The following is a 15010-nucleotide window of genomic DNA, read 5'->3' as shown; positions in this document are numbered from 1 at the left end:
CCGGGTCTTCATGCGGCTCGCATCAGAACGTGATCGTCGTGCGCACGCCGACCACGGTTTCGTCGCCGATGCGCGCGCCGACCGTGTTCGGGTTCGGGATGCCGCCGCCCGGACGGAAGAAGTGCTGCAGGTCGGCCTGCACTTGCCACCACGGCGCGACCTGATACTGGTAGGTCGCCTCGATCACGGTTTCCGCGCGGCGCACCGGATAGCCGGGCGTCGTGTACACGCCGGTATCGCCGTCGAGGCCGCGCGCATGCGAGCCGATCTTCGCGTAGCCGATCGCGATGCCGGCGACGTCGTTGTCGCGTCCGGCGAACGGCGCCTTCAGCGTCACGCCGGCATTGGCCGCGAAATCGACGACATTGCGGTCGCCGGGCGAGCCCATCACGCGCGCGAACACGCCGACCGAGCGCGGGCTGTCGGCCGACGGCCGCCACACCATTTGATCCGCGACCGCATAGAAGCCGTAGTTGCCGCGATGCGTGGCGGGCGTGCCGTTGCTCGCCGGATCGGCGAGCGACAGCCCGTCGGTGCCGTAGCGCGGATCGTTCGCGTGCTGCGAGTGATACCAGACGCCGAGCTTGTACGTGCCGGGCAGGCCGGCCGGCTGCGGCGCCTTCGGGTCGGCGGGCGGCGCGTTCAGCGCGTACTGCACTTCGCCGATCACGAATGCGCCGCTGCGCAGATTGAAGTTGGTGCCGTGCGCGTTCAGCACCTGCGCGTCGCCGTCGGTGCGGCCGGCCGGGTTGCCGTCGAACACGCCGACTATCGCGGTCCACGCGTCGGCCGGCTTCACGCGCAGCCGCACGCCGAGCGACGACAGCGGATACGCGGGGCCGCCGGACGGCAGGTCGGTGGACGGCAGCACGGGCCAGCCGAACGTCGCGTTCATGAACGTCGCCGCGTTCTCGCTCACCATGAATTCCTGGTCGACGCTCTGCTGGCCGACTTTCACGTCGACCTTGCCGTCGAGCAGCGACTGCTGATACCAGAGCTCCCACAGGCGCGTGGTCGAATTGGCCTCGATGCCGGTCGCGGTCTGCAAGGTTTGCAGGTAGCGCTGCGACAGGTTGGTGCCGTGGATCTGCAGCCCCGACACGTTGAACGTGCCGCCCGGCAGGCCGATCGCCTTGCCGGTATCGACGTTGAAACCGAATTGCGTGAGCCCCTGGTACGCGCCGCCGCGGCCCGTGCCCCCGGACGCGTTGTACAGGTATTCGCTGGTTTCCTGCAGGCTCAGCGTGACGCCGTGTTCGTCGAGCACGTCGCGCAGGCCGCCCATGTTGCCTAGGAGGTTCGAACGCTCCCACAAGCCGGTGGGCGCGGGCGCGGCGGCATCGGCGGCCTGTGGTTGCGCGGGGGCGGCGGCATCGTTCGTGCCGGCCGCCGGTTCGGCGGCGGGCGCCGAGGCTTGCGCGAATGCGGATGCGGTGGCGAGCGACAGCAACAGCGCGGCGAGCGCGTCGAGGCGAAGCTTGCGCGGGACGGGAGCGAGCGGGTTCTTCATTTGGGTTGGCAGATTGATCAGGTTGGCTGAAGAAACGGGAACGTGATGCGGGCCGCATGGCGAGACGGCCCGCATGGGGAAGGACTTACGGCAGCCAGCCGCCGACGCGCCACACCTGCGCGAAGCCGACGTGTGACGCGGCCGAGCACAGTAGCGCGACGAGCGCGACCGCGGCCGCCGTCGCGGCGATCAGCACGCAATCGAGCGGGCGGGGCGCCGCGGGGACGTGGGCGAGGGCCAGGCCACGCCAGCGGCCGAATGCACGGGCGAGCGGCGAGCGGCCGGAAAACGAGCGGTCGCACGCGACGTGCACGACGCGCTTGAACTTGAACGCGAACGATTGAAAGAACATGACGCTGCCTCCGTTCCGTCCGGCGAACGCCGGACGACGTGATCGAGCGCGGGTGCATGACGCGGCCTGCGATCGGAGGGTGGAACATGGCGAAGCGTGCGACTGACGAACCGGCGATGGCCGGCCCGGATGGAGGCGCGCTAACCCGACGAGTGCGAGCTAGCGGCGAAAGACATGCGTCTGGCTGCTATCTCGCGATGGCTTGGCCGGCCTGGACCGGCATCGAACTGCAACTAGAGCATGCGTCCACGGAGGGACTCCCGTAATGAATTGGGGCGGATTGTAGTCGCGACTTTTGCTGCGGCGCAAGTAAAAAACGCATGACGGTTGCGCTGCGCGGTGTGCGTGTCGCAGCGGCGCGCGGCGGCCACGTACCCGCTCCGCGAGCGTGACGAGGGCGCGCGGCGCAGGTCGGGCCGTTGCTCCCGCGCATCGGCGCATCGTTGCGTCGTGACGACGCTGAAAGGTTTCAGAACGTCAATTCAAGGGCAAATCTTTCAGTCGCATCATGCGGGGAATTTATTTCGAAAAATGGGGTTTCAAGGGGTTGACTTCGCTTTCGCGCGATCCATAGAATCCGCCATCTTCACTCTTGGGGCCGCCGCCTTGGACGCCTGCAGTAGTCGATCTTCGAACGAAATTTCCGCCTGAGCGACCGACGTCCGCGCCTCATCGAAGCCGCCGTTTGTCTGCCAGGCAAACGGTGCGCGCAGCAGTATTCCGCAGCCACTCCCTACGTGCACCCTGATTCGCGCCGGTTAGCGTGATGCGTTCTCGCATGCGTTGCCCGGTTTCACCGCCGCCAGGCAGGCGGCCGCGTTCGCGCATCCGTTCTCCGGGCGCGCGAATGCCGGCCCGCCGGCCGGACGGCGGTCAACCGTGTTCCCCGGAACACCGCACAGGAGCCGCCATGAACGACAGTGACAGTTGTCCCTTATGCCCGTTGCATACGCAGACCCTTTTGAACCCGGGTCGCGGGGACAATCCGGCCGACTAGCCTGACACGCCGTTCAGGCCCCGGACTGGCCCCGCGCCCATCACGCGGCCGGCACGCTGCCGTCGCCGCACGGAGCCAGACCATGAACTTCGGCCTTCTGCTGTCGAACCTTCCGCACGTCACGGAATCGCGCCAGCACTACGACGCGATGCTGACGCTCGACGCCCGTCCGCGGGTGTTCTCCCGTCTGCTGAACCAGCTGAAAGCATTGATCCACTGAAAAGAAGCGCCGAGCGCGCCTCGGCATGCGCACGCGCGGCCGCCTTCGAGGGGCCGCCCCGTGCGCATTCCAAGGTCACACGCTCATCGAATCGCATAACCCTTAGCCGTACGGAACACATCATGTCCACGCCCTCCAACGTCTCTCCACCGATCCCGGTCGAGCGCGGCGCCGTGCTCGACGAAGCCCATCTGGGCGACATCCGCGGTGCGCTCGGCACCATCTCGCACCACGACACCGGCGCGCGCGGCACGTGGTGGGCGCGCCTGCGCACGCTGCTCGCGATCATCGGCCCGGGGCTGATCGTGATGGTCGGCGACAACGACGCCGGCGCATTCGGCACGTATACGCAGGCCGGCCAGAACTACGGCACGACGCTGCTGTGGACGTTGCTGCTGCTCGTGCCCGTGCTGTACGTGAACCAGGAAATGGTGCTGCGCCTCGGCGCGGTCACGGGCGTCGGCCATGCGCGCCTGATCTTCGAGCGCTTCGGCAAGTTCTGGGGCGCGTTCAGCGTGATCGACCTGTTCCTGCTCAACGCGCTGACCATCGTCACCGAGTTCATCGGCATCACCTTCGTGCTCGATTTCTTCGGATTGCCGAAGGTGGCCGGCGTATGCGTGGCCGCGGCGCTGACGATGGCCGCGGTGAGTACCGGCGATTTCCGGCGCTTCGAGCGGTTCGCGATCGGACTGTGCGTGCTGAGCCTGCTGCTCGTGCCGGTGCTCGTGTCGATCCACCCGCCCGTCGCGCAGATGACGCGCGATTTCTTCGTGCCGAACTGGCCCGCGCACGCGAAGCTGTCGGACGTGATGCTGCTCGTGATCGGTATCGTCGGCACGACGGTCGCGCCATGGCAGTTGTTCTTCCAGCAAAGCTACGTGATCGACAAGCGCATCACGCCGCGCTTCATGAAATATGAAAAGGCCGACTTGTGGATCGGCATCGCGTTCGTGCTGGTCGGCGCGGTCGCGATGATCGGCTTCAGCTCGGCGCTGTTCGGCGGCCATCCGGAAGCCGGCAACTTCACCGACGCTGGCGGCGTCATCGCGGGCCTCGAGAAGTATGCGGGCCGCACGAGCGCGACGCTGTTCGCCGTCGCGCTGCTCGACGCGTGCATCATCGGCGCGGCGGCCGTGTCGCTGTCGACCGCGTACGCGATCGGCGACGTATTCCGGATCCGCCACTCGCTGCACCGCGGGGTGACCGACGCGAAGGGCTTCTATCTCGTCTATTTCGGCATCGTCGCGGCCGCGGCCGCGCTCGTGCTGATCCCGGGCAGCCCGCTCGGCCTGCTGACCGAAGCCGTGCAGACGCTGGCCGGCGTGCTGCTGCCGAGCGCGACGGTGTTCCTGCTGGTGCTGTGCAACGACCGCCAGGTGCTTGGGCCCTGGGTCAACTCGACGAAGCTCAACATATTTACGGGCGCGGTGATCTGGGTGCTGGTGCTGCTGTCGATCATCCTGACCGCGTCGGTGATGTATCCGGACATCAGCGGCGAGGCGATCGTCGACGTGCTGGTGGGCGGCACCGTGCTCGCGATCGCCGGCTATCTCGCGACGGTACTGATTCGCCGCAACAGGCGCGTCGTCGAGCCGGCCATCGATCGTTCGCTGCGCGACACGTGGCGCATGCCGCCGCTCGATACGCTCGAACCGCAGAACATGACGCTCGCGACGCGGATCTGGATGGCCGTGCTGCGCGGCTATCTGGTGATCGCGGTCGGCCTCGTGATCGTGAAGGTCGTGCAGATGACGCTGATGAAGTAACGGCGATCGTCCGCCAGCAAGCGGCGCCGCGCCGCCACCCGCACATGCCGGCCCGCGAGGCCGGCATGTGCGTTGACGCGTTCGTCGGCGCGAAACCGCACTGCGCCGCCGTCGTCAGATCAACTCGAGCTTCGACGTCAGATAGGTGAGCTGGATCCGGTTCGCGACGCCGAAGCGCTTGCGCAGCTTGCGCAGGTGATAGTCGACGTTGTGCGCGCTGGTGTCGAGACGCCGGCCGATTTCCTTGTCGGACGCGCCTTCGGCGATGCCGAGCAGCAGTTCCTGCTCGAACGGCGTGAGCCCGTTGACCGCGCGCTCGCGCGACGTCGAGATCAATTGCGGCGACGCGAACTTGTGTACCGACAGCCCGATCGACAGCGCCTGCTCGATCGTCGCCGGCGTGATCCATTCGCGCGTGCGGCGCGGCGCGGTGAAGCTCATGAACGCGTGCAGCCGCGTGCCGGGCACGGCCATCGAATACATGATGCCGCTGCACATCCCGTCGTCCTGCATCGTCTGCAGGAAGCCGTCGAGCGCGGCAGGGCTCACGCGCGGCGCGTCGTCGCGCTCGCGGTGCTCGCGGCGCAATTGCTGCAGATCCCACACGATCGGCATGTTGCACACGCGCGCGCCGAGCGTGCGCGGATCGACGTCATGATGGTTGTGGCGCACGTAGTCGCCGCGATAGGTGGCCGGCGTGAACGCCTCGTGCAGGTAGAGACTTTCGACGCGCTCGCGCGTGAATTCGAGTGCGAAGTACGCGAACGTCGAGAAGCCTGTCAGATGCAGCAGGCTCGTGACGATCCGGTTGCGCTCGGCCGTGCTCTGCGCGTGCGCGAGCGTATCGGCCACGCCGAGCTTCGGCGCGTGCGGCTGCGCGACGTCGCCGCGCTTGACGTCGTCGCACCAGACGACCTGCACGGTGCGCTCGCGCAGCGCGTCCGCGCCTGCGTCCGATCCGCGCGACGCGCGCGGCAAGGTGGTTGGGGCGACCGCTTCTTCGTGCAATGCAATATCGGACATGAGCCATCCCTCGGAATCGACGCGCATCGCCTGGCGGCGGCCGTATCGAGTACGGCATTCGCGGCGGTGCGACCGAGCATCGTTGTGATCTGCGCCGACCGTCATCCCTGACGAAACGCGGGGGCATTGTACAAAAATGCCGGTGTGTGGGTAATATGCCGTAATACTAATGTCGGCGAAAGGTTCATGTTCGCGCGCATATAACGACGACCAGAAAATCATAAAGAAAAGACCAGATCGTGACGGGGCGCAGTTTCACATATTGGGAAAGGGCGGGCTCCTCATGACATATGCTGACGGCGCACCACGCGTCGAATGGTTCTCACAAGCCGATATAGCGGCCGCTGCCGCTTATTCGAACGAATATCACGCAGTCGAGCGCGACTTTTTTACCGGTATTCAAATGGCACCCGGTAAAACCGACCTCGCGTCATTCGATTTCGCGCAATGCCATGCGCGATTGCGGCAAATCGGATTCAGTACGCTCGGTTACGGCGCCTACGAAATGATCGGGCGGCGCATTCTGCGCGCGCATCTGCTGCGCGACCTCGCGCCGGCGACGTTCATGCAGCCGTTCATCGAAGGGATGCTGTACGACAGCGACCCGCGCTTCGCGCAGGTGCGGCAGAGCGGCTTCCCGGTCGCGTGGCGGCTCGACGAGATCGAGGCGGCCGCGCACGGCAGCGGCGACCGCAAGGTGCTGGCGCTCGCCGGCCATCTGCGCGCGCATGCGATGAACAGCGGCGTGATCTTCAGCTTGTCGGCGCCGCGCCTCGACCTGCGCGTCGCGGTGAACCTGACGTCGGAAACGCACGGCACCGAATGGATCGACGATCGCGTGATCGGCGGCGCGCTGTCGGTCAGCCTTGCCGTGCATCGCGTCGCGCTGCCGTTCCTCGAGGCGCGCGTCGCGCGCATGCGCGGCTTCGCGCTCGCCGACGAGCAGCAGCAGGTGCTCGACCGGCTCGTGCACGGGCTGTCCGACCAGGAGATCGCGAGCGCGCTGCGCACGTCGCTGCACAAGGTTGGGCACCACATCCGCTCGCTGGAAAAGCTCTTCAACGTGCAGAACCGCGCGCAGCTCGCGTACCTCGCCGCGCGGCGGCTGCCGTCCTGACGTAAGCCTGCCGGACACGCGCGCCGGCGCCCGCGGCGCGCGATGGAAGCGGTTCCGGCGGCGCGTGCCCGAGCGGGCCGCCGGGTTTCGTAGTCCGATTCGATCGTCTGAGGAAAACGCGCTTTCACGCTACGAGGCGCGCTTCTTTTTCCGCGGTTTCCCGTCGCTACACTCGTCCCATTCAACGGTCCGCGCAGCACGGGGAAGGGTTGCCCGTGCCAGCCGGCGATAACGACAGGACAACGGCACGATGGCTGAACCGAAGGCGCTCCCCCGCGACTGGCAGCGGTTGTTTTCCGCCGGCCGCGGCGTGTCCGGACGGCGCCTCGGAGGCGCCTCGCCGCGCGCCGACCTGTTTCTCGCGACCTTCATCGTCGCGGTCGTCGCGCTGTTCATCCTGCCGCTGCCGCAGGCCGCGCTAGACGGGATGATCTCGCTGAATCTCGCGGCGAGCGTCGTGCTGCTGACGGTGTCGACCTATGTGCCGTCGGCGGTCAGCTTCTCGTCGTTTCCCGCGCTGCTGCTGTTTACGACGCTGTTCCGGCTCGCGCTGAACATCGCGTCGTGCAAGCTGATCCTGCTGCATGCGAACGCCGGTCACGTGATCGACGCGTTCGGACGGCTGGTGGTCGGCAACAACGTGGTGGTGGGCGGCGTCGTGTTCCTCGTGATCGCGGTCGTGCAGTTCATCGTGATCGCGAAAGGGTCGGAGCGGGTGGCCGAAGTCGGCGCGCGCTTCTCGCTCGATGCGATGCCGGGCAAGCAGATGAGCATCGACGCGGACCTGCGCGCGGGCATCATCAGCGCCGACGAGGCGCGCGAGCGCCGCGAGAAGCTCGAGCAGGAATCGCAGATGCACGGCGCGATGGACGGCGCGATGAAGTTCGTGAAGGGCGACGCGATCGCGGGCCTCGTGATCGCGTTCATCAACATCGTCGCGGGGATCGCGGTCGGCACGCTGATGCACGGGATGGACATCGGCGAGGCGCTGCAGCGTTACGCGATCCTGACGGTCGGCGACGGGATGGCGTCGCAGATTCCGTCGCTGCTGGTATCGATCGCGGCCGGCATCGTGACGACGCGCGTCGCGACGCGCGATGCGCGACAGCGCCAGCTCGGCGAACAGCTCGGCGAGCAACTGGGCGCGCACCCGCGCGCGCTGCTGATCGCGGCGTTCGTGCTGAGCGGCTTTCTGGTCGTGCCCGGCTTTCCGAAATGGTCGTTCGCGCTGATCGCGCTCGGCCTCGGCGCCTTCGCGTTCTCGCAGTTGAAGCGCAAGACGTCCGCGCCGAGCTTCAACCTGATTCATGTCGCGGGGCGCGTCGGCGCGGCCGACGACGGCCAGCCGGCGAAGGTGTCGCACGCGGCCGGCGTCACGTCGCTGATCGCGGTATCGCTGTCCGACGACCTGCGCACGGGCCTGAACCTCGCGCAATTGCAGGCGGCGCTGTCGAGCGCGAAGGCGCGCGTCGACGCGGACATCGGCACGGTGTTTCCGCGCATCACGCTGAACGACGACGAGGGTGCGCCGGCCGGCACGTACCGGATCTACCTGCAGGACGTGCTCGCCGCGCACGGCGCGCTGAAGCCGGGCTGGCTGCTGTGGGACGGCGTCGCGCCGCTGCCGGAGCGCGCGGAGCGCCAGCCGGCCGAGGCGTTCGGCCCGTTCGCGACCGCGCTGTGGATCAAGCCCGACGGTGCGGCGCCGGACGGCAAGTGGCTGTCGAGCGAAAGCGCGCTGGCCGCGCACGTCGAGCAGATCGTGCGCCAGCATGCGGACGAATTGCTCGGCATCCAGGAGACGCAGGCGCTCGTGCATCTGGTGCGTCGCGATCACCCGGAGCTCGTCGGCGAACTGACGCGGCTCGTGCCGTTGCAGCGCGTGACCGAGGTGCTGCGCCGGCTGCTCGCCGAACAGGTGCCGATCCGCAACTTGCGCGTGATCTTCGAGAGCCTGATCACGTGGGCGCCGAACGAGCCCGACGACGTGATCGCGCTGGTCGAACTCGTGCGCGTCGACCTGCGCCGGATGATCACCGATCGCCACGCGGGCACGGCGCGCCAGCTGCGGGTCGTGCTGTTCGAGCAGAACCTGCAGGAGCGGATCGAGCGCGCGGTGATGCGCACGAAACAGGGCAATTTCCTCGCGCTGTCGAGCGCGGTCAAGCAGGACATCGGCGAACAGGTGCGCGCGATCGTGCAGGCTGCGCAGGCGGCCGGCCCCGGCGGCCACAGTGGCCACGGCAACGCGCCGGGCGCCGCGCGGCTCGCGGTGATGGTCGCGCTCGGCGCGCGCCGCTACGTGAAGACGATCCTGCAGCCGGTGCTGCCCGACCTCGCGGTGCTGTCGTACCAGGAAGTCGAGGAGGACGTGCAGTTGCATACGGTCGGCTGGGTGAAGAACCCGCCGGACGACGGTACGGTCGGCGCGGGCGCCGACGTGCGCGCGCCGGGAGCCGTGCAATGACGAGCTCGACGATCCTCGACCTGACGCGCCAGGCGCTGATGCTCGTGCTGCTGCTGTCGCTGCCGATCGTGCTGATCGCGACCGTCACGGGCCTCGTCGTCGCGATCCTGCAGGCCGTCACGCAGGTGCAGGACGCCAATATCGGCATCGCGGTGCGGCTGATCGCCGTGATGGTCGCGCTCGTGCTGCTGTCGGGCTGGCTCGGCGGCGAAGTGCTGCGCTTCGCGCAGCAGGCGCTGGAACGCATGTTCGTTTCTTCAACAGGAGTCCTTTGATGCGTCGACGCGTCGCCTCGATCCGGTTTCAACCGCGCAGCCTGCAACGGGCCGCGCTTGCCGTGTGCGCGACCGCGCTGCTCACGGCGTCGCTGTGCATGGCGCCCGCGCAGCATGCGCGCGCCGCGGACCTGCGCTGGCGCAACAAGCCGTTCACGATCGTCGCGAACGGCAAGAAGATCGGCGACTTCATCCGCGAGCTCGCGTCGTCGCAGGGCGTGACGGCGGTGGTCGACCCGAAGGTCGACGGCGTGATCAGCGGCCGCTTTTCCGGCACGCCGCAGCAGACGCTCGACACGATCTGCTCGACCTACGGGCTCACGTGGTACTACGACGGCTCGTTCCTGTACGTCGATCCGGCCGACCAGTCGCAGACGCAGATGATCCCGATCCCGCCGAACGCATCCGGCGAAATCGGCCGTGCGCTGCAGGCGATGCAGATTCCGGACAAGCGCTACACGCTGGTGATCAACGACCGCTCGAACAGCGTGTACGTGGCCGGCCCGCGCCGCTATGTCGAACTCGTGCGGCAGGCGATCGGCTCGGTCGGCGATCCGTCGGCGAACGGCGCGCATGCGGATATCCGCGCGTTCCGGCTGAAATACGGCTGGGCGTCGGACTTCACGATCAACCGCTCGGGCAAGGAAGTGACGGTGCCGGGTGTCGCGACGATCCTGCGCCGGCTGTTCGGCAAGACCGGCGACACGGCCGCGGCGCCGGCGAGCACGCCGCTCGGCCAGGCCGCGCGACAGGTGAAGCTCGGCTCGGGGCTGACGATCGCGGTGCCGCGGCTCGACTTCCCCGACATCTCCGGCGGCCCGCGACAGGGCGGTTATGGCGGTACGGACGGCAGCATGGGCGGCGGCTTCTCGCCGTTCTCGACCGGCGGCGGCGACACGCTGCCGCAGATCGTCGCCGATCCGGCGATCAACGCGGTGATCGTGCGCGACCTGCCGGAGAACATGTATCGCTACCAGTCGCTGATCGGCCAGCTCGACGAGCGGCCGCGCATCGTCGAGATCAACGTGACGATCATCGACATCAACGAGGATTCGCTCGACAGCCTCGGGATCGACTGGCGCCTGCACACGACGCACGGCGACGTGCAGATCGGCAACGGCCAGAACCCGCTGAACGGCAACACGCAGTACAACGGCGTCGGCAACCCGCCGCTGACGTTCGGCATCGGCACGTCGGAAACCGGGCAGACGGGCGCCTTCATGCCGACCGGCATCGCGCTGACCGCGTCGATCGGCGGGTCGCTGCGCAACTACCTGCTCACGCGCGTGAACGCGCTCGCGCAGAAGGGTCAGGCCCAACTGCGATCGAAGCCGAAGGTGCTCGCGCTCGACAACACCGAGGCGATCCTCGAGAACCTCACGCAGTTCTACGTGCAGGTGCCCGGCTACCAGGATTCGTCGCTGTACAGCGTGACGACCGGCACCAGCATCAAGGTGACGCCGATGATCGTCGACGAGGCGATCCGCAACGCCGCGGCCGTGTCCGCGGTAGCCGTTCGCAGCCCACAGAGCGTGATGATGTCGATCGACATCCAGGACGGCAACATCGTGCCGGGGCAGGCCGTGTCGAACGTGCCGGTGATCCAGCAGCGCAACATCGTCACCAAGACGATGATCGACGAAGGCAAGAGCCTCCTGATCGCCGGCTTCAACGACGACGAGGTGCGGCTGAACAAGAGCGGCGTGCCCTGGCTGTCCGACATCCCGCTGATCGGCAACCTGTTCAAGTACACCGACAAGTCGGGCAACCACATGGAGCGCTTCTATCTGCTGACGCCGCGCGTCGTGACGAACGCGTCGATGTATGCGCCGGACGGCTCGCCCGTGAACCCGGGCGTCGACGGTCCGGCGAACCCGGAGGGGATGTCGATGTATCGGCCGCCGGACAACGACGTCACGGTGCCGCTGACGCCGAAGCCGCTGCCCGGCACGAAGTTTGGTCCGCCCGCGTTGCCGCCGCCCGTGGGCGCGGCGTCGCAGCCGGCGGCGACGACCGCAGGAGTGGTCACGCATGTCGACGAGCATCATTGATCCGCACGGCGACGGCGCATTGCCCGGCGGCGCGGCAGGCGCGGGGGCTGGTTCGGCCGCGCTCGCGTCGCCGTGGAACCTGTGCTTCCTGAGCGGGCCGATGTACGGCCGCACGATGTCGCTCGCGCGCGGCGCGAACTGGGTCGGCACGGCGGCCGACTGCGAAGTGATCCTGCCCGATCGCGAGATCGGCGCGAAGCAGGTGTGCCTGCAGGTCGGCGCGCTCGCGGTGACCGTGCAGAACCACGGCGGCGACACTGGCGCGCCGGTGCTGTTCAACGACGAGCCGCTCGGCGCCGGCCGCCGCTCGCTGACGCCGAACGACGTCGTGACCGTCGGCTCGATCCGGCTCGGCATCGCACGGCATGCGCAGGCGAGCGTCGCGGTGCCCGACGAAACGGACGCGCCGGACGCCGCGCGCGAGGCCGCGTGGCTCGGCTGGCTCACGGGCGGGCTGCGGCGGCTGGGCAGCCGGCGGCTCGTGATCGCGCTGGTCGCGCTGTGGGTCGGCGTGCTGCTCGGCGCGCTCGGCTACGGCTTCGTCGCGTGGTCGGGGCGGCTGCCGTGGCAGCACGAATCGGTGCTCGCGCGCACGCACCGGCTGCAGCAACTGCTGCACGCGTATCCGGAGCTGGCGGTCGCGCCGCGCGACGACGGCGTGATCGTGTCGGGCTACGTGAGCGACCCGGCCGCGCGCGAGCGCGTCGCGCAGATCGTCGCGGGCGTCGACAACGCGGCGCTCGGCAACATCTACGTGGTCAGCGATCTGGTCGCGACCGCGCAGACCTATTTCAGCGACACGGCGCTGACGGTCACGTATCTCGGCCGCGGCCGGATCGAGCTGACGGGGGCGGCCGCGCGCGCGCAGATCGAGCCGCGCATCCGCAACTACATGAAGGATGCGCGCCCGGCGCTCGAGGTGGTCGATCACGTGCGCGATGCCGACGCGGCCGCGCCGCGCACGGCGACGACGCTCGGCGGCACGGCGGGCATTCCGGAGATCACGACCGTGTTCGCCGGCGACGGCGACCAGCGCTACATCGAGACGGTCGACGGCAGCCGCTATTTCGAAGGTGCGCGGATGAAGGAAGGCGCGACGGTCGTGTCGATCGGCCCGGACGAAGTGGTGTTCGCACGCAACGGCCAGCGCATCACGATGCCGCTCGGCGGCGCGCCGGCGAGCGCGCCCGAGCAGGCGAGCGCGCCGCCCGTGGCGCCGCTCGCGAGCGGCGCGGCGGCCGGCGTCGCGCGGCCGGTGCCAGGGCCGACGCTGCTGCCGGGCGAGCCGGCGGCCGGTGTCGGGGTATCGGCGAAGGAGGCGGCGCATTAGCGTCGCGACGAATCAGGCGCAGCGCGTTTTGCGATGCGCGCATCACGCGACACGCCGCATGCATGCGGCGCGTCACGTCGCCGGCGGGGCATGGGGCCGCCGCCGGAATGTGGAGTGTGGTTCACGTAAAGGAGCGAAGCATGGGTACCTCGGCAGCAGGTGGTGTGACGAACACGGGCGACGTGCAGAAGCAGGCCGACGACCTGACCAAGACGCAGCTCGAACTGACGAAGATCAATTTCCAGGTTCAGCAATCGACTGCGACGTTCGAAACCAGCAACGCAGTGACCGCGCAGGAGGGGACGGCGAACGCCCAGGTTGCGCAACACCTGAGTTCCGCCGGCCGCGCGTGACGCCGGTCGCCGGCCGGGCCGCGCGACGCCGCGTGCCGGAGCCGCCCACGACGGGCGCCCGGCGTGGCGTGTGCGCGTGCCGGCCGGCCCGTTTCCGGCTCTGCCGGTCAAGGAGGACACGATCATGTCGGTAACAGGCGTAGGCGCGGCGCCGCCGGGCGCAGCCGCGCTCGCGGGCGCCGCGCAGCAAACGGGCGCGACGTCCGATCCGGCGCAGGTGCGCCAGTTCGATGCGCTGATGCAGCCGGGCGCGTCGCCGGCCGCTGCGCCGTCTTCGTCGGGCGTCGCGATGTCGCGCGCGCCGGCGGATGCGGCGCCGGCCGTGCGGATGACGCCCGCGCAGGCGAACCCGTCGTCGCTCGTCGAGCGGTTGCGCACGTACGGCAACGATCTCGATTCGCGGTACGCGAACATCGACAAGCATCGCACCGAGATGCTGACGTCGATGGCGGACAGCCGCAGCGACCCGCTGATGACGATGGTGAAGGCGATGGATTTCCAGTGGACGGCAACCACCACGATTTCGGAATACCAGTTGAGCCTGTCGGTTGCGCAGGCGGCGAACGGCTTCACGCACACGGTGCTGAAGACGCAGGAGTGAAAGCGCGTGCGGGCCGGAGGATACGGCCTCATGCGCCCTGAACCGGACAAACGGATGACGACGATCGATTCGACGCCGCGCACGCATGCGTGGCGCAGCCGGGCGGCGCGCGCGCTGCTCGCGGGGCTGCTCGTGCTGTTGGCCGGGTGCCAGAAGGAGCTGTACTCGGGCCTGTCGGAGCGCGACGCGAACCAGATGATCGCGGTGCTCGGCGACGCGGGCATCAGCGCGTCGAAGGACAACGACGCGCGCGATACGTCGGACCGCAACGCGTGGCTCGTGAGCGTCGCGGACGGCGACATGCAGGCGGCGCTCACGGTGCTGCACGCGAACGGGCTGCCGAAGCCGAGCTATGCGAGCCTCGGCGAGCTGTTCCAGAAGCAGGGCCTCGTGTCGACGCCGGCCGAGGAGCGCGTGCGCTACCTGTACGGCGTGTCGCAGGACCTGTCGCGCACGCTGCAGGACATCGAGGGCGTGGTGGTCGCGCGCGTGCAGGTCGTGATTCCGGAGAACGATCCGCTCGCCGACAAGATCAAGCCGTCGTCGGCGGCGGTGTACATCCGCTACCGGCCGGGCGTCGACCTGCGCGCGATGGCGCCGATGGTCAAGGATCTGGTCGCGCACAGCATCGAAGGGCTGCAGTACGACAACGTGTCGCTGTTCCTGCAGCCGGCCGCGGCGCGCGCGACGCGCGTGGACGGGATCGGCGGCGCGGTGTCGGACATCCTGCGGCTGCGCTCGCCGCTCGGCTGGCTCGTGTTCGCGCTGATCCTGCTGACCTGTGCGGTGATCGCGCTGTCGGCCGCCCGGCGCGGGATGTTCGGCGCGCGGCTCGCGGGCCTGCTCGGCGCGCCGCGCGGTGCGAACGGCGGCGGGGCGGCCGCGCAGCAGGCGGGCGGCGGGCTGCGTACGCCGGTCGGCGCGCGCGACGGCGCATGAGCGATC

The 15010-nt window shown here is 68.7% G+C and carries 13 protein-coding genes; 10 read left to right on the top strand and 3 right to left on the bottom strand.

The genetic code is table 11. From position 1 onward, the window contains the following. Positions 1-22: 22 nt before the first annotated feature. The gene (locus LGM42_RS28245; RefSeq protein WP_226233975.1) at positions 23-1510 is read right to left on the bottom strand and encodes a carbohydrate porin; all 1488 of its coding nucleotides are present in this window, start codon (positions 1508-1510) and stop codon (positions 23-25) included. Positions 1511-1595: 85 nt separating this feature from the next. Further along, the gene (locus LGM42_RS28240) at positions 1596-1862 is read right to left on the bottom strand and encodes a hypothetical protein (RefSeq protein WP_226233974.1); all 267 of its coding nucleotides are present in this window, start codon (positions 1860-1862) and stop codon (positions 1596-1598) included. Positions 1863-2941: 1079 nt separating this feature from the next. Here LGM42_RS28240 and LGM42_RS28235 point away from each other — a divergent pair. Together LGM42_RS28235 and LGM42_RS28230 are read left to right on the top strand one after the other, a co-directional pair. Next, the gene (locus LGM42_RS28235; RefSeq protein WP_180278249.1) at positions 2942-3079 is read left to right on the top strand and encodes a hypothetical protein; all 138 of its coding nucleotides are present in this window, start codon (positions 2942-2944) and stop codon (positions 3077-3079) included. Between the two features lie 122 nt (positions 3080-3201). Further along, positions 3202-4848 (top strand): NRAMP family divalent metal transporter, encoded by a 1647-nt coding sequence (locus LGM42_RS28230; RefSeq protein WP_226233972.1) that lies wholly within the window; start codon positions 3202-3204, stop codon positions 4846-4848. 114 nt (positions 4849-4962) lie between these two features. On the opposite strand, the gene LGM42_RS28225 is transcribed toward LGM42_RS28230, so the two are convergent. Next, on the bottom strand, positions 4963-5871 hold the full coding sequence (locus LGM42_RS28225) for a helix-turn-helix transcriptional regulator (RefSeq protein WP_059585107.1): 909 nt from the start codon (positions 5869-5871) through the stop codon (positions 4963-4965). 283 nt (positions 5872-6154) lie between these two features. Here LGM42_RS28225 and LGM42_RS28220 point away from each other — a divergent pair, with 283 nt between their 5' ends. The 8 genes from LGM42_RS28220 to sctJ all read left to right on the top strand — a co-directional run bounded on the left by LGM42_RS28220 (position 6155) and on the right by sctJ (position 15004). Continuing rightward, positions 6155-6988: a helix-turn-helix transcriptional regulator gene (locus LGM42_RS28220; RefSeq protein WP_226233966.1), complete on the top strand. Its 834-nt coding sequence runs from the start codon at positions 6155-6157 to the stop codon at positions 6986-6988. Between the two features lie 250 nt (positions 6989-7238). Then, on the top strand, positions 7239-9455 hold the full coding sequence (gene sctV / locus LGM42_RS28215) for a type III secretion system export apparatus subunit SctV (RefSeq protein ID WP_226233964.1): 2217 nt from the start codon (positions 7239-7241) through the stop codon (positions 9453-9455). Then, positions 9452-9730, top strand: a complete 279-nt coding sequence (gene sctS / locus LGM42_RS28210) for a type III secretion system export apparatus subunit SctS (RefSeq protein WP_006480854.1) — start codon at positions 9452-9454, stop codon at positions 9728-9730. The genes sctV and sctS overlap by 4 nt, the downstream gene beginning before the upstream one ends. Then, positions 9730-11781, top strand: a complete 2052-nt coding sequence (gene sctC, locus LGM42_RS28205) for a type III secretion system outer membrane ring subunit SctC (protein ID WP_060310647.1) — start codon at positions 9730-9732, stop codon at positions 11779-11781. The genes sctS and sctC overlap by 1 nt, the downstream gene beginning before the upstream one ends. After that, positions 11762-13111 carry a type III secretion system inner membrane ring subunit SctD gene (gene sctD / locus LGM42_RS28200; RefSeq protein WP_059639767.1) on the top strand — a complete coding sequence of 450 codons (1350 nt, stop codon included), beginning with the start codon at positions 11762-11764 and terminating at the stop codon, positions 13109-13111. The genes sctC and sctD overlap by 20 nt, the downstream gene beginning before the upstream one ends. Before the next feature lie 140 nt (positions 13112-13251). After that, positions 13252-13464: a hypothetical protein gene (locus tag LGM42_RS28195; RefSeq protein WP_006480857.1), complete on the top strand. Its 213-nt coding sequence runs from the start codon at positions 13252-13254 to the stop codon at positions 13462-13464. Between the two features lie 124 nt (positions 13465-13588). Continuing rightward, positions 13589-14065, top strand: coding sequence for a hypothetical protein (locus LGM42_RS28190; RefSeq protein ID WP_059585108.1), 477 nt, complete (start codon positions 13589-13591; stop codon positions 14063-14065). A gap of 54 nt (positions 14066-14119) precedes the next feature. Further along, positions 14120-15004, top strand: coding sequence for a type III secretion system inner membrane ring lipoprotein SctJ (gene sctJ, locus LGM42_RS28185; RefSeq protein ID WP_319001467.1), 885 nt, complete (start codon positions 14120-14122; stop codon positions 15002-15004). The last annotated feature ends 6 nt before the right edge of the window (positions 15005-15010 follow it).

The organism is Burkholderia sp. AU39826, assembly GCF_020419965.1.
Lineage (GTDB): Bacteria > Pseudomonadota > Gammaproteobacteria > Burkholderiales > Burkholderiaceae > Burkholderia > Burkholderia semiarida.
The sequence above is the reverse complement of the archived record's forward strand: the minus strand, read 5'-3'. Positions and strand labels throughout refer to the sequence as shown.

Excerpts from the sequence above, each read along its gene's own strand:
- LGM42_RS28245 (WP_226233975.1), bottom strand. The coding sequence starts at position 1,510 with ATGAAGAACCCGCTCGCTCCCGTCCCGCGCAAGCTTCGCCTCGACGCG.
- LGM42_RS28240 (WP_226233974.1), bottom strand. The coding sequence starts at position 1,862 with ATGTTCTTTCAATCGTTCGCGTTCAAGTTCAAGCGCGTCGTGCACGTC.
- LGM42_RS28235 (WP_180278249.1), top strand. The coding sequence starts at position 2,942 with ATGAACTTCGGCCTTCTGCTGTCGAACCTTCCGCACGTCACGGAATCG.
- LGM42_RS28230 (WP_226233972.1), top strand. The coding sequence starts at position 3,202 with ATGTCCACGCCCTCCAACGTCTCTCCACCGATCCCGGTCGAGCGCGGC.
- LGM42_RS28225 (WP_059585107.1), bottom strand. The coding sequence starts at position 5,871 with ATGTCCGATATTGCATTGCACGAAGAAGCGGTCGCCCCAACCACCTTG.
- LGM42_RS28220 (WP_226233966.1), top strand. The coding sequence starts at position 6,155 with ATGACATATGCTGACGGCGCACCACGCGTCGAATGGTTCTCACAAGCC.
- sctV (WP_226233964.1), top strand. The coding sequence starts at position 7,239 with ATGGCTGAACCGAAGGCGCTCCCCCGCGACTGGCAGCGGTTGTTTTCC.
- sctS (WP_006480854.1), top strand. The coding sequence starts at position 9,452 with ATGACGAGCTCGACGATCCTCGACCTGACGCGCCAGGCGCTGATGCTC.
- sctC (WP_060310647.1), top strand. The coding sequence starts at position 9,730 with ATGCGTCGACGCGTCGCCTCGATCCGGTTTCAACCGCGCAGCCTGCAA.
- sctD (WP_059639767.1), top strand. The coding sequence starts at position 11,762 with ATGTCGACGAGCATCATTGATCCGCACGGCGACGGCGCATTGCCCGGC.
- LGM42_RS28195 (WP_006480857.1), top strand. The coding sequence starts at position 13,252 with ATGGGTACCTCGGCAGCAGGTGGTGTGACGAACACGGGCGACGTGCAG.
- LGM42_RS28190 (WP_059585108.1), top strand. The coding sequence starts at position 13,589 with ATGTCGGTAACAGGCGTAGGCGCGGCGCCGCCGGGCGCAGCCGCGCTC.
- sctJ (WP_319001467.1), top strand. The coding sequence starts at position 14,120 with ATGACGACGATCGATTCGACGCCGCGCACGCATGCGTGGCGCAGCCGG.